This window comes from Hymenobacter metallicola (genome assembly GCF_004745645.1).
Classification (GTDB): Bacteria; Bacteroidota; Bacteroidia; order Cytophagales; family Hymenobacteraceae; genus Hymenobacter; species Hymenobacter metallicola.
The window spans coordinates 487,923-505,769 of sequence record NZ_SRMB01000003.1 but is presented as its reverse complement, the minus strand read 5'-3'; the positions used below and the strand labels follow the sequence as shown (position 1 = coordinate 505,769).

Genomic DNA, 17,847 nt, shown 5'->3' with positions numbered 1-17,847 from the left:
ATGGGTAGCAAAACCACTACCGGTATTCTGTGCTTCGCGGGCGGTGCCCTCACCGGGGCCGCTGTTGGACTTCTGTTTGCTCCGGAAAAGGGGCGCGAAACCCGTAGCTGGCTTAGCTACCAACTCGAAAAGTACCGCGAAGTACTGGCCGACCTCACCGAAAGCCTCGTTACCAGCCGCGGCGAAGTGGGGCCCACGTCCAGCGCCAAAACCGAAGGCCAGCGCGTGATTCAGGACGCCAAGAGCAAAGCCGAACAGCTGCTCGGCGACGTCGACCAGCTGATCAACCAGATCAACTCGCGCAAAGCCCTCTAACGAAGTCCGCCGATGCGTTTAGGATGTGCTGCTGCGCTGAAGACCTATTCCTCTTCAGCGCAGCAGCACATTTTTATTTTGCCCTTGCCCCGCCGTGTTACCTTTGCAGCCGGAATGGCTGCATGCAGCCTAGTGCGCCTTCCTGCAAGTCGGCAGGCGGTTCACTTTCAGACGAGTAACCTCAGTACCTCTCCTAAATAGATAGTCACAGAATGCACACCATCACCCTCATCCCCGGCGACGGCATCGGGCCCGAAATCACGAAGGCAGTTCAGGATATTTTCGCCGCGGCCGGCGCCCCCATTCAGTGGGAAGAGCAGAACGCCGGGCAGACGACCTTCGACCAGTCGGGCGAGCTGATTCCGCAGTCGTTGCTCGACTCGCTGGAGAAAAACCGCGTGGCCCTGAAAGGCCCCATCACGACGCCCGTGGGCAAGGGTTTCCGCAGCATCAACATCACCCTGCGCCAGAAGTACGACCTCTACCAGAACGTGCGCCCGGCCAAAACCACCGAGGGTATCGACTCGCGCTACTCGGGCGTAAACCTGGTGTTGTTCCGCGAAAACACCGAAGGCCTGTACTCGGGCCTGGAAGTGTACGACGAGCGCCTGGGCATTGCCGACTCGTTTAACCGCATCACGGTGGCAGGCTCGCGTAAAATCTGCCGCGCCGCCTTTGCCTACGCCGCCAAGCACGGCCGCAAAAAGGTGACCCTGGCTCACAAGGCCAACATCCTCAAAATGGCCGGCAAGCTCATGCTCGACGCCTGCAAAGAGGCTGCTACCGAGTTTCCGCAAATCGTGTTCGAGGATAAAATCATCGACAACATGTGCATGCAGCTCGTCAACAAGCCCGAGCAGTTCGACGTGGTGGTAACCACCAACCTGTTCGGCGACATCCTGTCCGACCTCTGCGCCGGCCTCGTGGGCGGCCTGGGCGTGGTGTCGGGCGCCAATATCGGCGACGACATGGCCATCTTCGAAGCCGTGCACGGCTCGGCCCCCGATATTGCCGGGCAGGGCAAAGCTAACCCCACCGCCCTGCTGCGTTCGGGCCTGATGATGCTGCACCACCTGGGCGAGCATGAACTGGCCGACCGTATCGAGGCCGCCCTCGACGAAACGCTGAAGCACAAAGAAGAGTGCACCGGCGACCTGGGCGGCAAAGCCAGCACCAGCGAATTCGCCCAGGCCATCATTGGCCGCCTGGCCCAATAGCGGTAACAGCACAAGTACACTCAGGGCGTCATGCTGAGCGCAGTCGAAGCATCTCTACCGCAGTGGTAATTAGATTTACCATAGCACGCGAGATGCCTCGCCAAGGCTCGACATGACGTTCTGATTTTCTCGCGCTTCATCTTAACTTTACCAATCCAGCGGCTCCAAATGGCCGTCTTCTTTCTACTATGAAACGTACTCTGTTTTCTGCTTTTCTGCTTTCCAGCGCCCTGCTATTTGGCGCCTGCAACAATGACAAGCCCGCCGAAGTAGGGGCTGAGGGCATGAATGCCGCCGCCACTGCGGCCAGCGACGCTGCCAACCCCACGGTGGACAACCCCAACGTCGCCAGCGAAACCGAAGCCCCCAACCCCAATGCGCCGGTGATGACCTTCACCGAATCGGAGTATAACTTCGGCGACATCAAGCCCGGCGACGTGGTAAAGCACACCTTCGAGTTCACCAACACCGGCAAGTCGCCGCTGCTGATTGAAAACGCCACGGCTTCCTGCGGCTGCACCACCCCCAACTGGACCAAGGACCCCATTGCGCCCGGCGGAAAAGGCACCATCGAGGTGCAGTTCAACAGCCAGGGCAAAGCCGGCCTGCAAAACAAGGAGGTAGCCGTGCGGGCCAACACCCAGCCCAGCATCACCCAGATTGCCATCCGCGCCAACATTCTGCCCGAAAACACCAACGGCCCGGTTAAGCAATAAGTAGCTTCCTGGTTTTACTTCTCTTTTGCTTCTGTCATCCTGGGCTTGCGAAGGACCTTTCCTCGTTCGAACGACTCGTTCAACTTTTATAAGGTCCTTCGTAAGCTCAGGATGACAGACGTTTTTTAGGCTGGCATTTCCTACTGCCCACGTACTATTATGCTGACAACGCTTCTTCTACAGGCCCAGACGGGCGAAGGCATCACCTCGCTGATCTTCCCGGTGCTGATTGCCGTGGTGGTGTACTTCTTTATGATCCGGCCCCAGCAGCGCCGGGCTTCCGAGGCTAAAAAGTTTCGGGAGTCGCTGGTGAAAGGGGCCACCGTGGTAACCATTGGGGGACTGCACGGTAAGGTGCTGGAAGTACACGAGGAGTCGGTTATCATTGAAGTCGACAAAGGCGTGCGGCTGAAATTCGACCGCACAGCTATTTCCCGCGAAGTTGCTGCTAAGACTACACCCGCTGCGGCGGTTGCCCCTACGCCTCCCGCCAATTCCTAAGCCTGCTTAACCGTGCCGCTCGTCCGTGCTTTTCGCGTAGTTCGCTGGTTTGCCAGCCCGTTTTTCGGGCAGGAGCGCAGCTACTGGCGGGCGGTAACGGCCTGTTTTCTGGCGGCTTCCACTTTTTGGCTGCTCAACGCGCTGAACAAGACCTATACCACGCGCATTACGTACCCGCTGGCCTGGGCCTACGATGAGCAGCGCTACATTCCGGTGAAGCCCTTGCCTACCGAAGTAGCCGTCAACGTGACGGGGCGGGGCTGGAAGCTGCTGCGCAAGAATCTGCTGCTCGACGTGAAACCGGCCGAAGTGCGCCTCACCCGGCTACCGACTACCCGCTTCGTGACGGGGCAGTCGCTCAGGCCGGCGCTGCAGGCGGCTATGGAAGGTCTGCAGTTCAATTACGTGCTGGCCGACACGCTCTGGTTAGAGTTTGACCGGCTCGTAACGCGGCGCCTGCCCCTGGGCCTGAGCCCCCGGGCCGACGGCTCGGCGCTGCCCTACGCGGCCGTGTTTACGCCCGAAAGCGTCGTGTTCCGCGGCCCGGCGCGTACGGTCAATAGCCTGGCCAGCCCCTACCCGGTCCACTTACCCCAGGCCCCGGCCGGCAGCAGCGAAGGCGCCATCATTGTGCCTATTGGTGGCCCCGACTTGGTGCAGACCCAGGTGCAGGACGTGAAGGTGCGCCTGCAGCCCCGGCCCCTGGTGACCCTGCCCCTGCGGGTGGTGCCCGAGCTGCGCGATTTTCCGGCCGGCCAGCACTTTGTGCTGACGCCGGCCACCGTGCAGGTACAGGTGCAGTGCTTTCCCGAAGACTCGGCCCGGCTCGACCGCAGCCAGGTGCACGTGCTGCTGCATTATGGCCAGTTTCACACCCCCGATTCCAGTTTGCAGCCCGTCTTGTCGCAGGCGCCCACGCTGGCTCGCGGCGTACGGGTGCTTACGCCCGCCGTGCGGGTTTCACAGAAGTGAAAAGACGTGTTATGGCTTCGCGTTGCTCGTAAGGACATTTAAGAACATTACAATATGCTTCGAATTGGCATAACGGGTGGAATCGGGTCGGGTAAGAGCGTGGCGTGCCGGCTGTTTGCCGTGCTGGGCGTGCCCGTGTACGATGCCGATTCCCGGGCTAAATGGGTAATGGCGAATGATGTAGTGCTACGGGAGGCGCTGCAGGAAGCCTTTGGCGCGGAAACCTTTGCTGCCGACGGGCAACTCAACCGGACGTATCTGGCCCAGGTGGCTTTCAACAACCCCGAGCAGCTGGCCCGGCTCAACGGCCTGGTGCACCCGCGCGTAGGCCACGACTTTGAGCAGTGGGCTCAGGCGCAGCAGGCCGCCGGCGTGCCTTACATCCTGAAGGAAGCCGCTCTGCTCTACGAATCGGGCTCTTATCAGCAACTCGACAAGATCATCACCGTATTCGCGCCCCAGGCCGTGCGCCAAGCCCGGGTATTGCGCCGCGACCCGCACCGCACCCCCGACGACATTCTGGCCATCATCGGCAAGCAAATGAGTGAGGAGGAAAAGCTCAGCCGCGCCGATTACGTACTGCGCAACGACGACGAGCACCTACTCATTCCGCAGGTGCTGGAGCTGGACCGGGAGTTTCGGCGAGGTTAAGCCAAGACGAGACTTCCAGCAATGTTACTGCCTCAGACCCGCACCAGTGCTCGAAGACAGTATGAAGTCTATGGTACAAAAATGTCGAAGAGAGTATAGTTCAAATCTGTATCGGCCCATCGGGCATCTATTCGAATCATCAGCTCACTAGGTTCTTGGTCAATCCAGAGGAAGAATTCTAGCATATAGCCTGTGCCATCATCATACTTATACACTTCAAGGGCATCGTATGCATGTGCAGGTGGATGAGTCAGATGTCCGGGGTAGAGTCGAATAGCTTCTGCAACAAGAGGCGCGCTCAGCCGTCCTTTGTCAAAGCTTAGCTTAACGGCTGCATCATACTCTCCATCAACTAGTTTGTCTACAAACTGCTTGACAGGCTGTGTGAAGTTAATGGAATTCATTAAATTCCTACTTAATCACCGGGCACCGCTCAAAGGGCCGGGTTTCGTCGAATAGCTTGCGGTAGGTAACGTGAGTTTTGTAGATGCGGGCCCCGATGGAGCGGGTCACGGCCAGCATCCGGGGGTTGAAGTCGCCAATCCAGTTCATCTCGATTTCGGTGTAGCCGGCCCGCATAAACTCCTGCCGGGCGTGCACCATCATGGCCGACTCGATGCCCTTGCCCTGCCAGGCGGGCACCACCCCGAAGATGACGCCGAACATCTTTTTGTCGCGGCGCTGGTCGTACTTGCGCTTGTGCCAGAGGAAGCGCAGCTTGTCCCAGAGGTTGAAGCGGGCCCCGATATGCTTGAAAATCTGGTTGAGCTCGGGCAGGCTGACGAAGAAGGCAATAGGCTCGTCGTTGTGGTAGGCAAACCACAACAGTCGCTCATCGGCCACGGGCTTCATTTCCTTTACCAGGCTGCGGGCCTTTTCCAGAGACATACCCACTACGCCGCTGTGGTTGGCCCAGGCCAGGTTATACACGTGGTGAAAATCCCGGGCCAGCTGCTCGGCATTGCTTTTGTCGGCGTGCCGGAAGCTGAACTCGGGCTGGGCCGCGTACTTGTCGGCGGCCCGCTGGAAGGCCTCGTGCAGAGGCGCGGCCACTTCGCGGTAGCAGGTGTACTGTTTGAAATAGACCTGGAAGCCGTAGGTTTCAAACAGCTGCTGGTAGTACGGCGGATGGTAAAACATGCCGTAGTTGGGCTCGGTGAAGCCCGCTACCAGCAAGCCCCAGAACCGGTCCCGCTCTCCGAAGTTGATGGGGCCGTCCATAGCTTGCATACCGCGCTCCGCCAACCAGGCTTTACCAGCGTCGAAGAGCGTATTGGCCGCCGCTTGGTCGTCGATGCACTCAAAAAAGCCCAGGCCGCCGGTGGGCAGGGTAGGGTCGGTGAGGGCCGTTTTCTGGTTGACGAAAGCCGCTATCCGCCCAATAACTTCCCCGCTGGTGTTGGTCAGAATCCAGCGGATGGCTTCGCCGTGCTGAAAGTTGGTGTTTTTCTGCGGGTCAAACACGGCCTCAACTTCGTGGTCGAGGGGCGAAATCCAGTTGGGCTGGTCGCGGTAGAGGCGGGGAGGCAGGTCCAGGAATTGCCGGGCCCGTTGGGCGTCGGTTACTTCGAGTAAGGGCATCAGCAACAAAACGTAAGGTTGGTGGCCGGGAGAGTTAAAAATAGTACGCAGGGCTCGACACGAAGTGCGTCACCTCAGGGCCGGCGAAAAACCGAGAGAATCTTTACCCCATTTACCCGAATAGAATACACCTCCGGGCCGTAGCTGGTGGGGTAAGCGCCCGGATGCCAGCGGTACGTTGTCAGAAAGTAGTGCGCCTGCTCGGCGGACGTAAGCACCACGCGGGCCCGCTCGGCCGGGGGCAAAAGTAAGTGGTTGTTGTGAAGCACCAGGGCCGCCCGCGCATCCGTACCAACCAGGACCTGGGCCTTCCGGTCCTGGGCCAGAATCCATTCCAGGCCCCGGCGCCCAGCCAGGCCCCAGTAGTCGCGCTCGAACAGCCGTTCGGCCACCGGGCCTGGCAGCACGCTGAAGTACACGTTTTGGTAGGGATGGTCGCGGATAATACGGTAAGCGGAGTGCAGCATGCCTCCCGCTAGCACTACGAGCAAGGCGGCGCCCGACCAACGACGCGCAGCCGGGCCGGAAGGCGTACGCCAGGCGGCAGCGGCTACCCGCACCCCGCGCAGGGCAAGTAGCAGAAAGGCCGGGTAAATAAAATACAGATGCCGCCACCCATCGTAGAGAACCGAGTGTAAAAGCACCACCGCGGCTAGCGGCGCAAAAAACCAGGTGATGTACAGCAAATCCTGGCGGCCCGTGCGGCGGCGAAGCAAGGAAAAGCGTTGCTGTCTAATGGTATAGGCTAGCGTGGTGCAGCCCGCTACAAAGGCTGCCGAGTAGGCGGCGGGCGTCGTGACCAGCAGCCAGACCGGGGCGTAGTGCCAGGGTAAGCTCCGCACCGAAATCTGCTGCCCCAGGTACTGGGTCAGCATGTCGGAACGGTAGCGGCTGAAGCTCTGAAAAGCGGCTAGGAAGTTGCCAGCGGGATTTTCCCATAAGTAGGGCCAGCCCAGCACAACTATTGCCGCGGTAGTCGGCAGATACAGTAGCAGCGCCAGCAGCAGGGACCTGCGGATAGCCGGGCGGTACCACATTTCCAATGCGGCAAACCCCACGGTGAAGCCTAGCAGCAATACGCCCATGGTGCGCACATCCAGCGCGGCCCCCGTGGCCAAGGCGTGGCTTAGCGCCCAGAGCCACGAAGGCCGCCGCAGCAGGCGCGTGAGCGTGTACATAGCCAGGGTGAAAAAAGCCAGAAACACCAGGTCCTTGTAGTTGTAGAAGGCCTCGGCAAACATGCGCGGCGACAACACCAGTAGCGCCGCCCCGAGCAAGCCCAGGAACCAGCTGCCTAAACGTTGGGTAACCAGTCGATAAAAGCCGTACACCCCGCCCAGCACGGTGAAAAACGTGACCAGGTGCCGCATAAAGTAGATGTCGCGCGGGTCTTCCAAGCCAAGTACCTTCTCGAGTACGACCAGTGGCATCTGAAAAATCACGCCGTGGTCTACGTCCTCATTCTCGCTCATCTCCGGAATGGCCGCTAGGCTTGGCTGTCGCCGGGCCAGGTCGGGGGCGAGGCGCAGGGCCACATACTTCACGCTGATAATGCCATTGAGGCGGTCCAGCTGCTCATCCCACGACAGGCCATAGTCGCGGTGCAGCCCGATGCCCAGTGCCGCCAGCAGCAGGAAGAAGCTTAGCACCAGCGGCCGGCGCAGCGAATCGGGCAGAAGAGCAGTAGGCCGAAGCAAGTAGCGGTAGGTTAAGTAAGACAAGGCTTGCCAAGGCGAAAGGTACTACCCGCCGGGCGCACTAGCCACCCTAGCCCACAAGCAGATTATCGGCTCTAACGTTTAAATCATAACCTTTGGCTTTCGGCTTCGCCTCTTCTGCGTTTAACCTTTGCCCCCGTGCTACGCTCCGTTCCTCGTTTCGTCTGGCTGATAATCCTGGTGTTGGCTGTGCTCAAGCTGGTGTTGCAGCTCAGTTTGAACCCGGGTCTGGAGTGGAACTACGACGAGCGGCGCAACGGCCGTATTGCCGACAATTACCTGGCCGGTCGGGGCTACGTCAGCCTCGACCCGGTACGGCAGCAACTGCGCCCCGACTCCTTCCACGCCAGCTTTCCGGTTTTTGTCTATATCGGCTGGCAACAAGCCGGGTTGCCCAAGCACTACTTCACCTTACTGGTCTATGGCTTGAGCGTGGCGGCTTACATACTTGGGATTCTGTATCTGCACCGCACGCTGTTGTTTTTTGGGGTGAGCCCACCCTGGGCCTGGGCTGGGGCGCTGGCCTGGGCTGTCTATCCGTCGGCCGTCTACTACATCGGAGCCTACATGTGGTACGAAAACCTGGCGCTGCCCCTGCTGATATGGGTGGTGTATAAGCTGTTGCGGCAGCAGAGCGGGCGACCCCAGCAGCGGGGTGAAACGCTGCTGGTAGCCGCGGCAGTGACTGTCTCCTGCCTGTTGCGTGGTTATTTGCTGGCCGTCTACGGCGTGTTATTTGCCGCGTGGCTGGCCTTAACGCTACGGCAGAGCAAGCCATTGCAGCTCTCGGCCTGGCGCACGGCCCTGCTTACCTTGGCCTTATTGGTAGCCGCCCACGCGCCTATCCTACTGAAAAACCACCGAATGTTCGGAGCCTGGACGCTGAGCAATCAGGCCGGTTTCGAACTGCTGCAGGGGCACAACTCCGTCACGCAGGGCCGGTTCATGTTCGACTGGGACGAGCCGGCCGGGGCCTTCGACCAGTTTGTGCGGGCGCATATTCCCCGTCTCGATTCGCTCGACCAGTACCAGGAAAGCCGCGCCCGGGCCGCTTTGGCCCAGCAGTGGGTTCGAGCCCATCCCACGGCCGAAGCCAGGCTCTGGCTGCGCAAAACCCTCCTGTTTTTCTCCCCCGAAAACTTTATTGCCGATGCTCCCCGCACGGGCTACAACCCGGTTACTGCCAGCGTGCACGGGGCCTTCCTGCTGGCCGTGCTGCTCACGCTCGTACAGTATCGGGGCCTGTATTTCCGGCGGGCCGACGTGTTGCTGCTCACGCCACTGCTGGTCGTCTGGCTCCTGAGCCTGGTTTTTTTTGTGGGTTTCCGTTGGCGCTATTTCGCCGAGCCGGCTTTGCTGCTCTATCCGCTCATCGTCTGGCAGCGCCTGCGCGACAGCAGCAAGTAAAGGGCCCGAGTGCGAAGAGACGGGGAAATAACAAAAAAGCCACTCTGCAATACTGCGAAGTGGCTTTTTTTGGTGGGAGATACTGGGTTCGAACCAGTGACCCTCTGCTTGTAAGGCAGATGCTCTGAACCAGCTGAGCTAATCTCCCGAGGGGTAATGCAAGAAAAGTGGGAGATACTGGGTTCGAACCAGTGACCCTCTGCTTGTAAGGCAGATGCTCTGAACCAGCTGAGCTAATCTCCCGGGGTCCCGTTTGGGAATGCAAATATGGCAGGTCGTTTTCGATTACGCAACCCTTTTGCTGAAATTTCAAGCAGAAAATTACCAGAGTTTGCCCGTGTTCCTTCCAACTGTTTTACAATCAGAATTTTCTGTAAGGCCTGTTACAAGCATACAATGCTGAGCTTCTAGCTGGGCGGCAGGTAGAGAGCGGGAGTGGTTACCCCTTATTCAACCTAATCAGAGGAATGACGTTAAGGTTTTCGGTTTATTCTCTCACCCTTTGCTCCTCTATCCATGGAAGATACCCAACTTTTGCAGAATTACTCTGACCAAGAAAAAGCCGCTTATCTAAGTGTTATTGCCAGCCTGGCCTCCGCCGACCGGGAAGCTTCAGCCGCGGAAGTTGAATTCCTGCAGCAACTTTCCCAGTCGGCTGGCCTCTCCGGCGGGGCGACCCAGCAGGTGCTAAGCGCCGCCAAGGATGCTACCAATGAAAGTATCAAGCACAACCTGGATACGCTGCGCGGCAGCGACCTGCGTTTTTCCCTTATTACGGACCTGATCAGCTTCGCCCGCGCCGACGGGGCTTACTCCAATACAGAGGAGGAGATGGTAAATAAGATGGCGGCCTACCTGGGCATCAACCAGCAGCAGACCCAGGCCCTGGAAAGTGTGGTTGACCAGGCTGCTTCGGTACCGCATAACCCGCAGGACCCCGCTAAACAGGGTTTCCTCAGCGGCGTTACGGATAAGCTAAGCAGCGTTGGCATTCCAAAAGGGGCCCTGATGGCCGGCTTGCTGGGCGTGGTGGCGCCCATGGTAATATCGGGCGTGATGAACCGGGGCGGCCGCTCGGCTGGCATGGGCGGTATGGGCGGCGGCCTGGGCAGCGTACTGGGCGGTAGCGGCACGATGGGCGGCCTGCTCGGCGGTGCCATGGGCGGCAGTGGCACGATGGGCGGTTTGCTCGGGGGCTTGCTCGGTGGTGGCCTGCTCAGCGGCGTAATGGGCGGCGGAGCTCAAGGCAACTACCCCCAGCAGGGTACGCACGTCGGTAGCGGCGGCCTGGGCTCGTTGACCTCTATCCTGGGTGGCCTGGGTGGCGTGCCCGGCTCGGCTCCGCGCAGCGCGGGCGGCGGCGGCCTGGGTGGCCTGCTCGGTGGTGGCGGTATGGGCAGCCTGCTCGGCGGCCTGTTCGGCGGCCGCTAGGTGCCGCGTATATACAAGCAAAAAGCCCCGGCAACACATTGCCGGGGCTTTTTGCATATGCAAGCCTAGGCCAGCTTTTACAAAACGGGCTGCTCAGTTGATTGCAGGCCGCGTAGCCGGTCGGGGCTGCCGACCTGCACGATGGTGGTGCCGGTGCTGGCAAATGAGCCACCGTGCTTTTCTACCAGCTCCACCAGCCGGTAATTCAGCTCTTCCTTCACGTTCATGTACTCGTCGTAATTCGTGGTTTCAACAAAGTACTGCACCGTGACTTCCTTGGCCGCCGGCGTGAGGGCCGTGAATTTGATTTGCACGTCGTTGTTGGTCATCGGGTTCTCCTGAATGGTTTGCTGGGCATCCTGCACAATGCCGCGGAGCTGCTCACTGGTCGTCGCGTGGCTCAGGGCCAGCGTGAACGTAACGCGCCGGGCCGTGCGCAGGCTCAGGTTGTCCAGGGGCTTGTCAATCATGGACTTGTTGGGGACCGTGACGTAGCTTTTTTCGGCCGTGCGCAGGCGGGTACTGCGGAAGCCGACCTTTTCGACGGTGCCCGTTACTCCGCCTACTTCCACCAAGTCGCCCACGGCGAAGGGCCGGTCGAGGAAAATGGTAAAGGAGGCAATCAGGTTTTCCAGGCTTTCCTTGGCGGCAAAGGCCACGGCCAAGCCCCCGATGCCCAAGCCCCCAATCAGAGCCGTGACATTGACGCCGAACACCCGGCCCAGCATAACCAGAAAGGCGAAGGTCAGGACCAGTACTTTCAGCAGGTCTTTGGCGAAGGGAATCAGCTGGTCGTTGAGGCGCGACACGCTGGATTCGGCCCGCCGTCGGAAAACCAGCTCCAGAAAATCGACCAGGCGCAGCAGGATCCAGGCCATGCCGAAGATAATGCCCAGCTGATAGAGCCGAAACAAGGCTACCTGCGGCCAGGGGTCGTTGTGTTTTAGCTCGGAGCTGTGCACCGGATAATCGAGCACCTGAAATGCCAGATACACCGTGACCAGGAACACCACGATGGAAACGGGCTGAATCAGCAGGGCCTGAAACTGCAGCTCGCTCACGCCTTCGGTGCGCTGGCGGATAAAGCGGAACACCAGCTTGGACAACAGCCGGGAAAGCAGGGTTTTGAAGGCGTAGCCAAACAGCAGAATGCCTAGGCAGGTCAGGTAAGCCCCAACGTTGTTGCCCAGAAAACGGAAGTTCAGAATTTCTTGAATGGTCATTTCTTTGGATAAGCTTGGCCTTGGGGTGTAGGTACTAACGCCCCCGAGACACTATACTAACTGCCGCAGCGCCATTTCAAACGACTTCTGGGCTACGCCCGTGGTGCTGTCGCCCTGCTGGCGGGTGCGCTCCAGGGCCCGGCGAATAATGCGGGAGGTGTCGCCGAAAATGGCCTGGTCGGTGATTTCGGCGTTGGTTTCCATCAGGTAGGCAAACACCCGGGCCATGCCGCAGTTGGCAATGAAGTCGGGAATCACACTCACGTGCTGGTCGGCGTACTCGCCAGTGGGGCCGAAGAAGATTTCCGGGTCGGCAAAAGGTACGTTGGCGCCGCTGCTGATAACTTCCAGTCCACTCTGAGCCATTTTTTCCACCTGGTCGCGCGTGACGAGGCGGGAAGCCGCCGCCGGAATGAATATTTCCGCCCCCGAAGTCCAGATCTGCTGATTGATTTCCTCGAAGGACAACAAATTGTCCGCCGTCAGGGCATTGCCTTTGCGGTCGAGGAAGAGCTGGCGAATTTCGGCCAGGGAAAAGCCTTCGGGCTTGAGCAGCCCCCCGGCCCGGTCGATGATGCCGGTGATGCGGGCACCCTGGGTAGCCAGGTAGTAAGCCGCTGCCGCGCCGACGTTGCCCCAGCCCTGGATGATGGCGCGCTTGCCGCGCACGTCGCGGCCACCCCAGAGCTCGTAGTAGTGCCGCACGGCTTCGGCCACTCCGTAGCCCGTGATGAGGTCGGCAATGGTGTATTTGCGGCTCAGCTCGGGCGTGAAGGCCGCATCTTCAATAACCTTAATTACGCCCTGGCGCAGTTGGCCCAGCTTCTGGATCTTCTGGGGCTCGGTGGCGCGGTAGTGGCCGTTCACAATGCCTTCCTGCGGATGCCACAGGCCGTAGTCTTCCGTAATCGGGATGACGTCGTGAATCTCGTCCACGTTCAGGTCGCCGCCGGTGCCGTAATAATTTTTCAGCAGCGGAATTACGGCCCGGTACCAGCGCTCCAGCACGCCGCGCTTGCGGGGGTCCTGCGGATCGAAGTTGATACCCGACTTGGCCCCGCCGATAGCCGGGCCCGATACCGTGAACTTCACTTCCATCGTCTTGGCCAGACTCTCTACTTCGCGCTTGTCCAGGCCTTTACGCATGCGGGTGCCGCCGCCGGCCGCACCCCCGCGCAGGGAGTTAATCACAACCCAGCCTTCGGCTTCCGTCTCGGAATCTTTCCACTCAAAAACGATTTCAGGGCGTTTGTTTTCGAATTTGGCCAGCAGGTCTTTCATCAGCAGCAATACTTTTGGTGAGGTGGGTGGAAATAATGCCCAAAGGTAAGCAGCCCTGCGCAAGGGGCTGGGGTCTTTGGGCGCCGTTAAAGAAAAAGCGTTTTGGCTGCTGGAATTAACGTTTTAATCAAATTTTCTAGGCAAAATCCTCAGAAAGCGGAACTCTTAAACCTAGAAATATCGTATTACGCATATTCCTGCCCGACCCACCCGCAGGACCACCGTTGTAACTTTTCTCATGAAACCATTGCTCTCGCGCGTAGAATCCAAAAAAGTAGACAAGGCTGCAGCCATGCTCAAAGTACTGGCTCACCCGAAGCGTCTCGCCATTGTCGACCTGCTCGGCAAAGAGGATAAGATGACGGTGACGGAAATTTACCGTTCGCTCGACTTGCCTCAAGCTATTGCTTCTCAGCACCTGATTACGCTGAAAGACCGTGGCATTCTGTCTTCCTTCAAAGTCGGCACCAAGATTTATTACTCCCTGTCGATTCCAAAACTGCTCGACGTAATTGATTCGCTCGAAGATTGCTGCGACACGCTGTAATACTCAAGCCGTTTTTTCGCCGAAAAAATGAAAAAGGACCGCCTACCGACGGCCCTTTTTTCGTGGGAAGAAGTTTGGTTAATGTGCTGCTGTGGAGGAATGTGCCAAGGCGCTAACACTCGTGTCATGGTGAGGGAGCAAGGACATTCCGCGTACCAAGCGGCGTCAATACGGCTTCTCAATATGAAAAGCCCCTTCCTACGCGCGTAGGAAGGGGCTTTCTAGTGCAAGAACAAGTCGTACTGCGCAACGGACGGATTGCCAACGACTTGCCACGATACAAAATGGTTCGTTATGCGTGCGTGGGCTGGTTTTCCAGATCAAATAAGTCGGTGAGGACGTCGATGAGCTGGTCGGCCTCGCCCCGCTTACAGGCAGCCTTGAGTTGTAGGACGGGCTGCTTCAAGATCTTCTGCATCAGAGACTTGGTGACTTCGTCCATGCGCTTGGCTTCCTCGGGGCTCATCTTCTTCTGGAACCGGTCCATCTCTTCTTGCCGAATCTGCTCCAAGGCATTCTTGAGTTTCTGGATGGTGGGCGACACCATCATTTCCTTGGTCCAGTCGGAGAGGCCAACAATGCTTTCGGCAATAATGGCCCGTACCTGGGGCACGGCGGCCAAACGCTGCTCTAGAGCGGCCGAAGCCTTGCTCTGAATGGCGTCGATGTTATATACCAGCACGCCGGGGACGTTCTCCACATCGGCCTCGATGCTGCGGGGCACCGAGAGGTCGATAAAAAACTTGTAGCTCAGCACATCCAGGCGCTCGACCATTTCGCGGGTAAAAAAGGGCGTGTCGTGCGAAATAGAGGAAATCACGACGTCGGCATCTTTCATGCCCTGCACCAGGTTCTCGAAGTCAAGAATGGGTAGGCTGCACTCGGCGGCCAGAACCTCGGCCTTGGCGCGGGTGCGGTTGCAGAGCGTGACGTCGGTAAAGGACTTACTATCAGCAAAATGGCGGCACACATCGGCCCCGATTTCGCCCAGGCCCACTACCAGTACCCGAGGATTGGCAATGTCGGCCGTCAGTTCCTCTACCAGTTCCAAGGTCGCATACGAGGTGGAGGCGGCTCCATCCCGGAAGCTGGTTTCCTGCTGTACCCGCTTGTTGGTAAAGAAAATAGTATGCAGCAAGCGGTGCAGAAACGGCCCGGCCGCATCGGCATCCGCCGACCACTGATACGCCTGCTTCACCTGGTTGCTGATCTGCAGGTCGCCGACTACCTGGGCGTCGAGGCCCATAGCTACCTCGAAAAGGTGCTGTACCGACTCCTGGTAGGTGTCGAGAATGTCGAAGTAAGGGAAATACGCAGCTACGTCGGTCAGGCCCTTGAGCTGGCCCAGCGCCTCGATAATGCCCGGGCTCTGGTCCCGGTCGGCGGCGTAGTAGACTTCGGTACGGTTGCAAGTACTTAGCACGAGCAGGTCGGTGAGGCCCAGGTCGTGGTGAAGGGTGTGCAGGAAGCGGCGGCAGGCGGCCTCGTCCAAAGAAATCAACTCCCGAATTTCGAGTGGGGCTTTCTTGAAGGACAGGCTAACAGCCTTAAATGGATGGAGCATAGCTGGGGCTACGGCGTATTGTAGAAGGCAAAATTACGGCGTAATTCGATAGTCTGAAACAGTTGATACGCTCCCCAGGTTCGAGAGAAGGTAGGAGTATTCCAGAAACTAGCCTTACGGGCTTTAAAGGGCATATTGTACTGCGCCTGCCTGACAAAAATCATTTGCCCGCGGAGACAAAATCTACCGGCATACTCGTTTACCGTTGCGCTTGGGTTGCCTGGGCCGGAAGTACTGTGCTTCATTAACAGTTGGCGGCGCGGGCATAACCCCGACCGGGTTCTGGCGTTAGCAGGCCCAGGTGCCGGCACAGCTGGGCGCTGCTTACCTTCGCTTTCGCTTCAGGAGAAGAACTTCTCTGCTCACGCTTCATGGCCTCTTTTTCCCTTCCCCGGCAAGTGTTACCCATTTACGACCAAAAGTCCCGAATCAAGCTGGGCATCCTGGCGGGCGCCATCCTCATTGCGGCGGCCACGGTGGTGTATACCAATATCCTGGTGAAGCGCCTTTCGGAGCGGGAGCAGAAGCAGATTGACCTCTATGCCAAGGCCCAGCGCTTTATCATCAATTCGGAAGTCGACTCGAATACCAACTTCGTGTTCGAAGAAATCATCAATGCCAATACCACCATTCCCATCATTTTCACCGATGGAGAGGCCAACATTCTGGGTACCCGCAATGTGGATATTCCCAAGGGCGTGTCGGAGAAGGTGGCGTTGGACTTTTTGCACCGGGAAATTGCCGTCATGAAGCTCCAGCACCCGCCCATTGTGGTGGAGCTAGGAGCGGGTTTGCGGAATTACATTTACTACAAGGACTCTCAACTGCTTACCCAGCTCCGGACCTACCCGCTGGTGCAGCTGGCCGTTATTGCCTGCCTGGGTGTCATGGCTTATTTTTCCTTCAGCTATTCCCGGCGCGCCGAGCAAAACCGCGTGTGGGTGGGCCTGGCCAAGGAAACGGCGCACCAGCTCGGTACTCCGCTCAGCAGCCTGATGGCCTGGCATACCTACCTCAAGGACTCTGAAAAGTGGCAGAATGAGCCCATTGTGGATGAGCTGGGCAAGGATGTGCGCCGCCTGGAAATCATTACCGAACGGTTCAGCAACATCGGTTCGGTGCCCGTGCTGAAGGACGAAAACATCTTGCAGGCCACCAAAAATGCCATTGCTTACCTACAAAGCCGGGTGTCGAAAAAGGTAGTCTTCGAAATCAAGACTGACCTGCCTACTGATACGCCCGCCCAAATCAACGTGCCCTTGTTCGACTGGGTCATTGAGAACATCTGCAAAAACGCCGTCGATGCCATGGACGGTAAAGGCAATATCACCCTGCACCTGCGCCGGGCAGCCAAAGGCAAGCAACTCATTGCCCTCGATATCACCGACACGGGCAAGGGCATTCCGAAAAGCAAGATTGAAACTGTCTTCCTGCCCGGCTTCACTACCAAGAAACGAGGCTGGGGCCTAGGCCTGGCTTTGGCTAAGCGCATCATTGAGAACTACCACCAGGGCCGCCTCTACGTGCGCTGGTCGGAGGTAGGGAAAGGCACCACTTTCCGGGTGGTACTGAACGGCTAAGGCTATTGAGCGGAGGCTGAAGCCGAGCTACGGGCTGTTTTCACGGTGCCGGGGTTGGTAATTTCCACGTAGCTGTTGCCCGTCACGGGCTTGCCGTTGTGCGTGCCCGTGACCTTGCACATGCCTTCCCAGTAGTGCATGTTGATGGCCTTGAATAGCCGCAGACTCAACTCCTGATTGGGAATGACGGGCTCAATCAGCAGGTCGTAGCCCTGACTGGGAATGCGCAGCCGCCACTTGATGGGGTAGCGCTGCTTGGAGCGGGGGCTAAGCCAGAACTCGAGCGGCTCGAGCTGGAAGTCGGTGCTGGCCAAGTGAATATTCTCATTGCGGGCCGAGTAGTGCGAGCCGCCACTGATGCTTTCCCCGCTGACATTATTGCGGAGCCGGTAGGCCATGATTTCTTCCCGCGGCTCATCGAGTTGAATGCTGATCCAGTCCCACCCCGCATCTTTTGCCATAACCGAGTTGCAGTTCCACTGCCGGTCGTACCACAGCTCGCCTTCTACCTGCCGCTGCTTGCCCTCGATTTCGATGGTGCCGGCCGTAGCCAGGCGGGAGTAGCTGTAATAACCGGCTTTCGCCACCGGCCCATACTGCTCGTAACCGGTGCCGCCGTGTAGCAGCACCGGCTTGGCGGGCGTCGTAACTAGGTTAATAGCCTGCCCCGCGTGCGTCGTCATGCGGGCCTGCAGATGGTAGCTGCCTTCTTGCCCAGTCAGGCTCCAGCGCTGCGCTTTCTTCTCCATGGAGAGGTTCAGCGGCAGCGTAGCGGGCAACAGCTGCGGCAGTCCCACCAGGTTATAGTCGTAGCGGAACTGCTTGGTCTGCGGGTCAGTCAGGGCAAAGTTCACCATCTGCCAGTCCTTCTTGCCGGTCGGATTGAAGTGGAAGAAAACGTATTCTACCCCATACATTTCTCCGGTAGCCTTATCCTTCAAATGACCTGTGAAGTACCACCACTCGAGGGAGTTTCGTAGGTGAGGCGCTTCTTCCTGGGGAAGCTGGGCCCGTTCCTGGAAGACATCGTGCTTGTTGGTCGGCTTGAGGGCACAGGCCGTGGTGAAGAGTAGAAGGGTGTAGAGCAGGAGATTCTTCATACCCCAAGAAAAGCCTTTCCTGGGGTAAAAAGTTTGGTTTAAT

The 17,847-nt window shown here is 58.6% G+C and carries 17 protein-coding genes and 2 tRNA genes; 10 read left to right on the top strand and 9 right to left on the bottom strand.

The window, feature by feature from the left end:
- From E5K02_RS17345 to coaE, 6 genes are all read left to right on the top strand, one after another.
- On the top strand, nt 1-315 hold the full coding sequence (locus E5K02_RS17345) for a YtxH domain-containing protein (RefSeq protein ID WP_135396471.1): 315 nt from the start codon (nt 1-3) through the stop codon (nt 313-315).
- Between the two features lie 212 nt (nt 316-527).
- Entirely contained in the window at nt 528-1,532 is a 1,005-nt protein-coding gene (locus tag E5K02_RS17340) for an isocitrate/isopropylmalate dehydrogenase family protein (RefSeq protein ID WP_135396470.1), read from the top strand.
- A 188-nt stretch (nt 1,533-1,720) separates the two neighbouring features.
- Nucleotides 1,721-2,248, top strand: coding sequence for a DUF1573 domain-containing protein (locus E5K02_RS17335; protein ID WP_135396469.1), 528 nt, complete (start codon nt 1,721-1,723; stop codon nt 2,246-2,248).
- Nucleotides 2,249-2,407: 159 nt separating this feature from the next.
- The gene (gene yajC, locus E5K02_RS17330; RefSeq protein ID WP_135396468.1) at nt 2,408-2,749 is read left to right on the top strand and encodes a preprotein translocase subunit YajC; all 342 of its coding nucleotides are present in this window, start codon (nt 2,408-2,410) and stop codon (nt 2,747-2,749) included.
- Nucleotides 2,750-2,761: 12 nt separating this feature from the next.
- A complete protein-coding gene (locus E5K02_RS17325) occupies nt 2,762-3,721 on the top strand; it encodes a YbbR-like domain-containing protein (protein ID WP_135396467.1) in 960 nt (319 codons plus the stop codon).
- 54 nt (nt 3,722-3,775) lie between these two features.
- Nucleotides 3,776-4,372 carry a dephospho-CoA kinase gene (gene coaE, locus E5K02_RS17320; RefSeq protein ID WP_135396466.1) on the top strand — a complete coding sequence of 199 codons (597 nt, stop codon included), beginning with the start codon at nt 3,776-3,778 and terminating at the stop codon, nt 4,370-4,372.
- A gap of 68 nt (nt 4,373-4,440) precedes the next feature.
- On the opposite strand, the gene E5K02_RS17315 is transcribed toward coaE, so the two are convergent.
- The 3 genes from E5K02_RS17315 to E5K02_RS17305 all read right to left on the bottom strand — a co-directional run bounded on the left by E5K02_RS17315 (nt 4,441) and on the right by E5K02_RS17305 (nt 7,674).
- Nucleotides 4,441-4,776, bottom strand: coding sequence for a DUF7668 domain-containing protein (locus E5K02_RS17315; RefSeq protein WP_135396465.1), 336 nt, complete (start codon nt 4,774-4,776; stop codon nt 4,441-4,443).
- A 7-nt stretch (nt 4,777-4,783) separates the two neighbouring features.
- Nucleotides 4,784-5,953: a GNAT family N-acetyltransferase gene (locus tag E5K02_RS17310; RefSeq protein WP_135396464.1), complete on the bottom strand. Its 1,170-nt coding sequence runs from the start codon at nt 5,951-5,953 to the stop codon at nt 4,784-4,786.
- Nucleotides 5,954-6,027: 74 nt separating this feature from the next.
- The gene (locus E5K02_RS17305; protein ID WP_135396463.1) at nt 6,028-7,674 is read right to left on the bottom strand and encodes a phospholipid carrier-dependent glycosyltransferase; all 1,647 of its coding nucleotides are present in this window, start codon (nt 7,672-7,674) and stop codon (nt 6,028-6,030) included.
- Nucleotides 7,675-7,809: 135 nt separating this feature from the next.
- Here E5K02_RS17305 and E5K02_RS17300 point away from each other — a divergent pair, with 135 nt between their 5' ends.
- On the top strand, nt 7,810-9,078 hold the full coding sequence (locus E5K02_RS17300) for a hypothetical protein (RefSeq protein WP_135396462.1): 1,269 nt from the start codon (nt 7,810-7,812) through the stop codon (nt 9,076-9,078).
- 70 nt (nt 9,079-9,148) lie between these two features.
- On the opposite strand, the gene E5K02_RS17295 is transcribed toward E5K02_RS17300, so the two are convergent.
- Both E5K02_RS17295 and E5K02_RS17290 read right to left on the bottom strand, forming a co-directional pair.
- Nucleotides 9,149-9,226: transfer RNA gene (locus E5K02_RS17295), tRNA-Val, on the bottom strand.
- Nucleotides 9,227-9,246: 20 nt separating this feature from the next.
- A tRNA-Val gene (locus E5K02_RS17290) sits at nt 9,247-9,321 on the bottom strand.
- Between the two features lie 273 nt (nt 9,322-9,594).
- Here E5K02_RS17290 and E5K02_RS26080 point away from each other — a divergent pair.
- Nucleotides 9,595-10,509 (top strand): TerB family tellurite resistance protein, encoded by a 915-nt coding sequence (locus E5K02_RS26080; RefSeq protein ID WP_135396461.1) that lies wholly within the window; start codon nt 9,595-9,597, stop codon nt 10,507-10,509.
- 77 nt (nt 10,510-10,586) lie between these two features.
- On the opposite strand, the gene E5K02_RS17280 is transcribed toward E5K02_RS26080, so the two are convergent.
- Nucleotides 10,587-11,732 carry a mechanosensitive ion channel family protein gene (locus E5K02_RS17280; RefSeq protein ID WP_135396460.1) on the bottom strand — a complete coding sequence of 382 codons (1,146 nt, stop codon included), beginning with the start codon at nt 11,730-11,732 and terminating at the stop codon, nt 10,587-10,589.
- A 51-nt stretch (nt 11,733-11,783) separates the two neighbouring features.
- A complete protein-coding gene (locus E5K02_RS17275) occupies nt 11,784-13,013 on the bottom strand; it encodes a Glu/Leu/Phe/Val dehydrogenase dimerization domain-containing protein (protein WP_135396459.1) in 1,230 nt (409 codons plus the stop codon).
- A 238-nt stretch (nt 13,014-13,251) separates the two neighbouring features.
- On the opposite strand from E5K02_RS17275, the gene E5K02_RS17270 reads away from it, so the two are divergent.
- Nucleotides 13,252-13,560, top strand: coding sequence for an ArsR/SmtB family transcription factor (locus tag E5K02_RS17270; RefSeq protein WP_086594744.1), 309 nt, complete (start codon nt 13,252-13,254; stop codon nt 13,558-13,560).
- Between the two features lie 292 nt (nt 13,561-13,852).
- Here the strand turns inward: E5K02_RS17270 and hemA are convergent, their stop codons facing one another.
- The gene (gene hemA, locus E5K02_RS17265; protein WP_135396458.1) at nt 13,853-15,124 is read right to left on the bottom strand and encodes a glutamyl-tRNA reductase; all 1,272 of its coding nucleotides are present in this window, start codon (nt 15,122-15,124) and stop codon (nt 13,853-13,855) included.
- Between the two features lie 371 nt (nt 15,125-15,495).
- Between hemA and E5K02_RS17260 the strand changes: the two genes are divergently transcribed.
- Nucleotides 15,496-16,704, top strand: a complete 1,209-nt coding sequence (locus E5K02_RS17260; protein WP_135396457.1) for a sensor histidine kinase — start codon at nt 15,496-15,498, stop codon at nt 16,702-16,704.
- Nucleotides 16,705-16,706: 2 nt separating this feature from the next.
- Here the strand turns inward: E5K02_RS17260 and E5K02_RS17255 are convergent, their stop codons facing one another.
- Nucleotides 16,707-17,804, bottom strand: coding sequence for a lipocalin family protein (locus E5K02_RS17255; protein WP_135396456.1), 1,098 nt, complete (start codon nt 17,802-17,804; stop codon nt 16,707-16,709).
- Between the last annotated feature and the right edge of the window lie 43 nt (nt 17,805-17,847).

Bases quoted from the DNA above. Each gene is read 5' to 3' on its own strand.
- E5K02_RS17345 (WP_135396471.1), top strand. From the start codon at position 1: ATGGGTAGCAAAACCACTACCGGTATTCTGTGCTTCGCGGGCGGTGCC.
- E5K02_RS17340 (WP_135396470.1), top strand. From the start codon at position 528: ATGCACACCATCACCCTCATCCCCGGCGACGGCATCGGGCCCGAAATC.
- E5K02_RS17335 (WP_135396469.1), top strand. From the start codon at position 1,721: ATGAAACGTACTCTGTTTTCTGCTTTTCTGCTTTCCAGCGCCCTGCTA.
- yajC (WP_135396468.1), top strand. From the start codon at position 2,408: ATGCTGACAACGCTTCTTCTACAGGCCCAGACGGGCGAAGGCATCACC.
- coaE (WP_135396466.1), top strand. From the start codon at position 3,776: ATGCTTCGAATTGGCATAACGGGTGGAATCGGGTCGGGTAAGAGCGTG.
- E5K02_RS17315 (WP_135396465.1), bottom strand. From the start codon at position 4,776: ATGAATTCCATTAACTTCACACAGCCTGTCAAGCAGTTTGTAGACAAA.
- E5K02_RS17310 (WP_135396464.1), bottom strand. From the start codon at position 5,953: ATGCCCTTACTCGAAGTAACCGACGCCCAACGGGCCCGGCAATTCCTG.
- E5K02_RS26080 (WP_135396461.1), top strand. From the start codon at position 9,595: ATGGAAGATACCCAACTTTTGCAGAATTACTCTGACCAAGAAAAAGCC.
- E5K02_RS17280 (WP_135396460.1), bottom strand. From the start codon at position 11,732: ATGACCATTCAAGAAATTCTGAACTTCCGTTTTCTGGGCAACAACGTT.
- E5K02_RS17275 (WP_135396459.1), bottom strand. From the start codon at position 13,013: ATGAAAGACCTGCTGGCCAAATTCGAAAACAAACGCCCTGAAATCGTT.
- E5K02_RS17270 (WP_086594744.1), top strand. From the start codon at position 13,252: ATGAAACCATTGCTCTCGCGCGTAGAATCCAAAAAAGTAGACAAGGCT.
- hemA (WP_135396458.1), bottom strand. From the start codon at position 15,124: ATGCTCCATCCATTTAAGGCTGTTAGCCTGTCCTTCAAGAAAGCCCCA.
- E5K02_RS17260 (WP_135396457.1), top strand. From the start codon at position 15,496: ATGGCCTCTTTTTCCCTTCCCCGGCAAGTGTTACCCATTTACGACCAA.
- E5K02_RS17255 (WP_135396456.1), bottom strand. From the start codon at position 17,804: ATGAAGAATCTCCTGCTCTACACCCTTCTACTCTTCACCACGGCCTGT.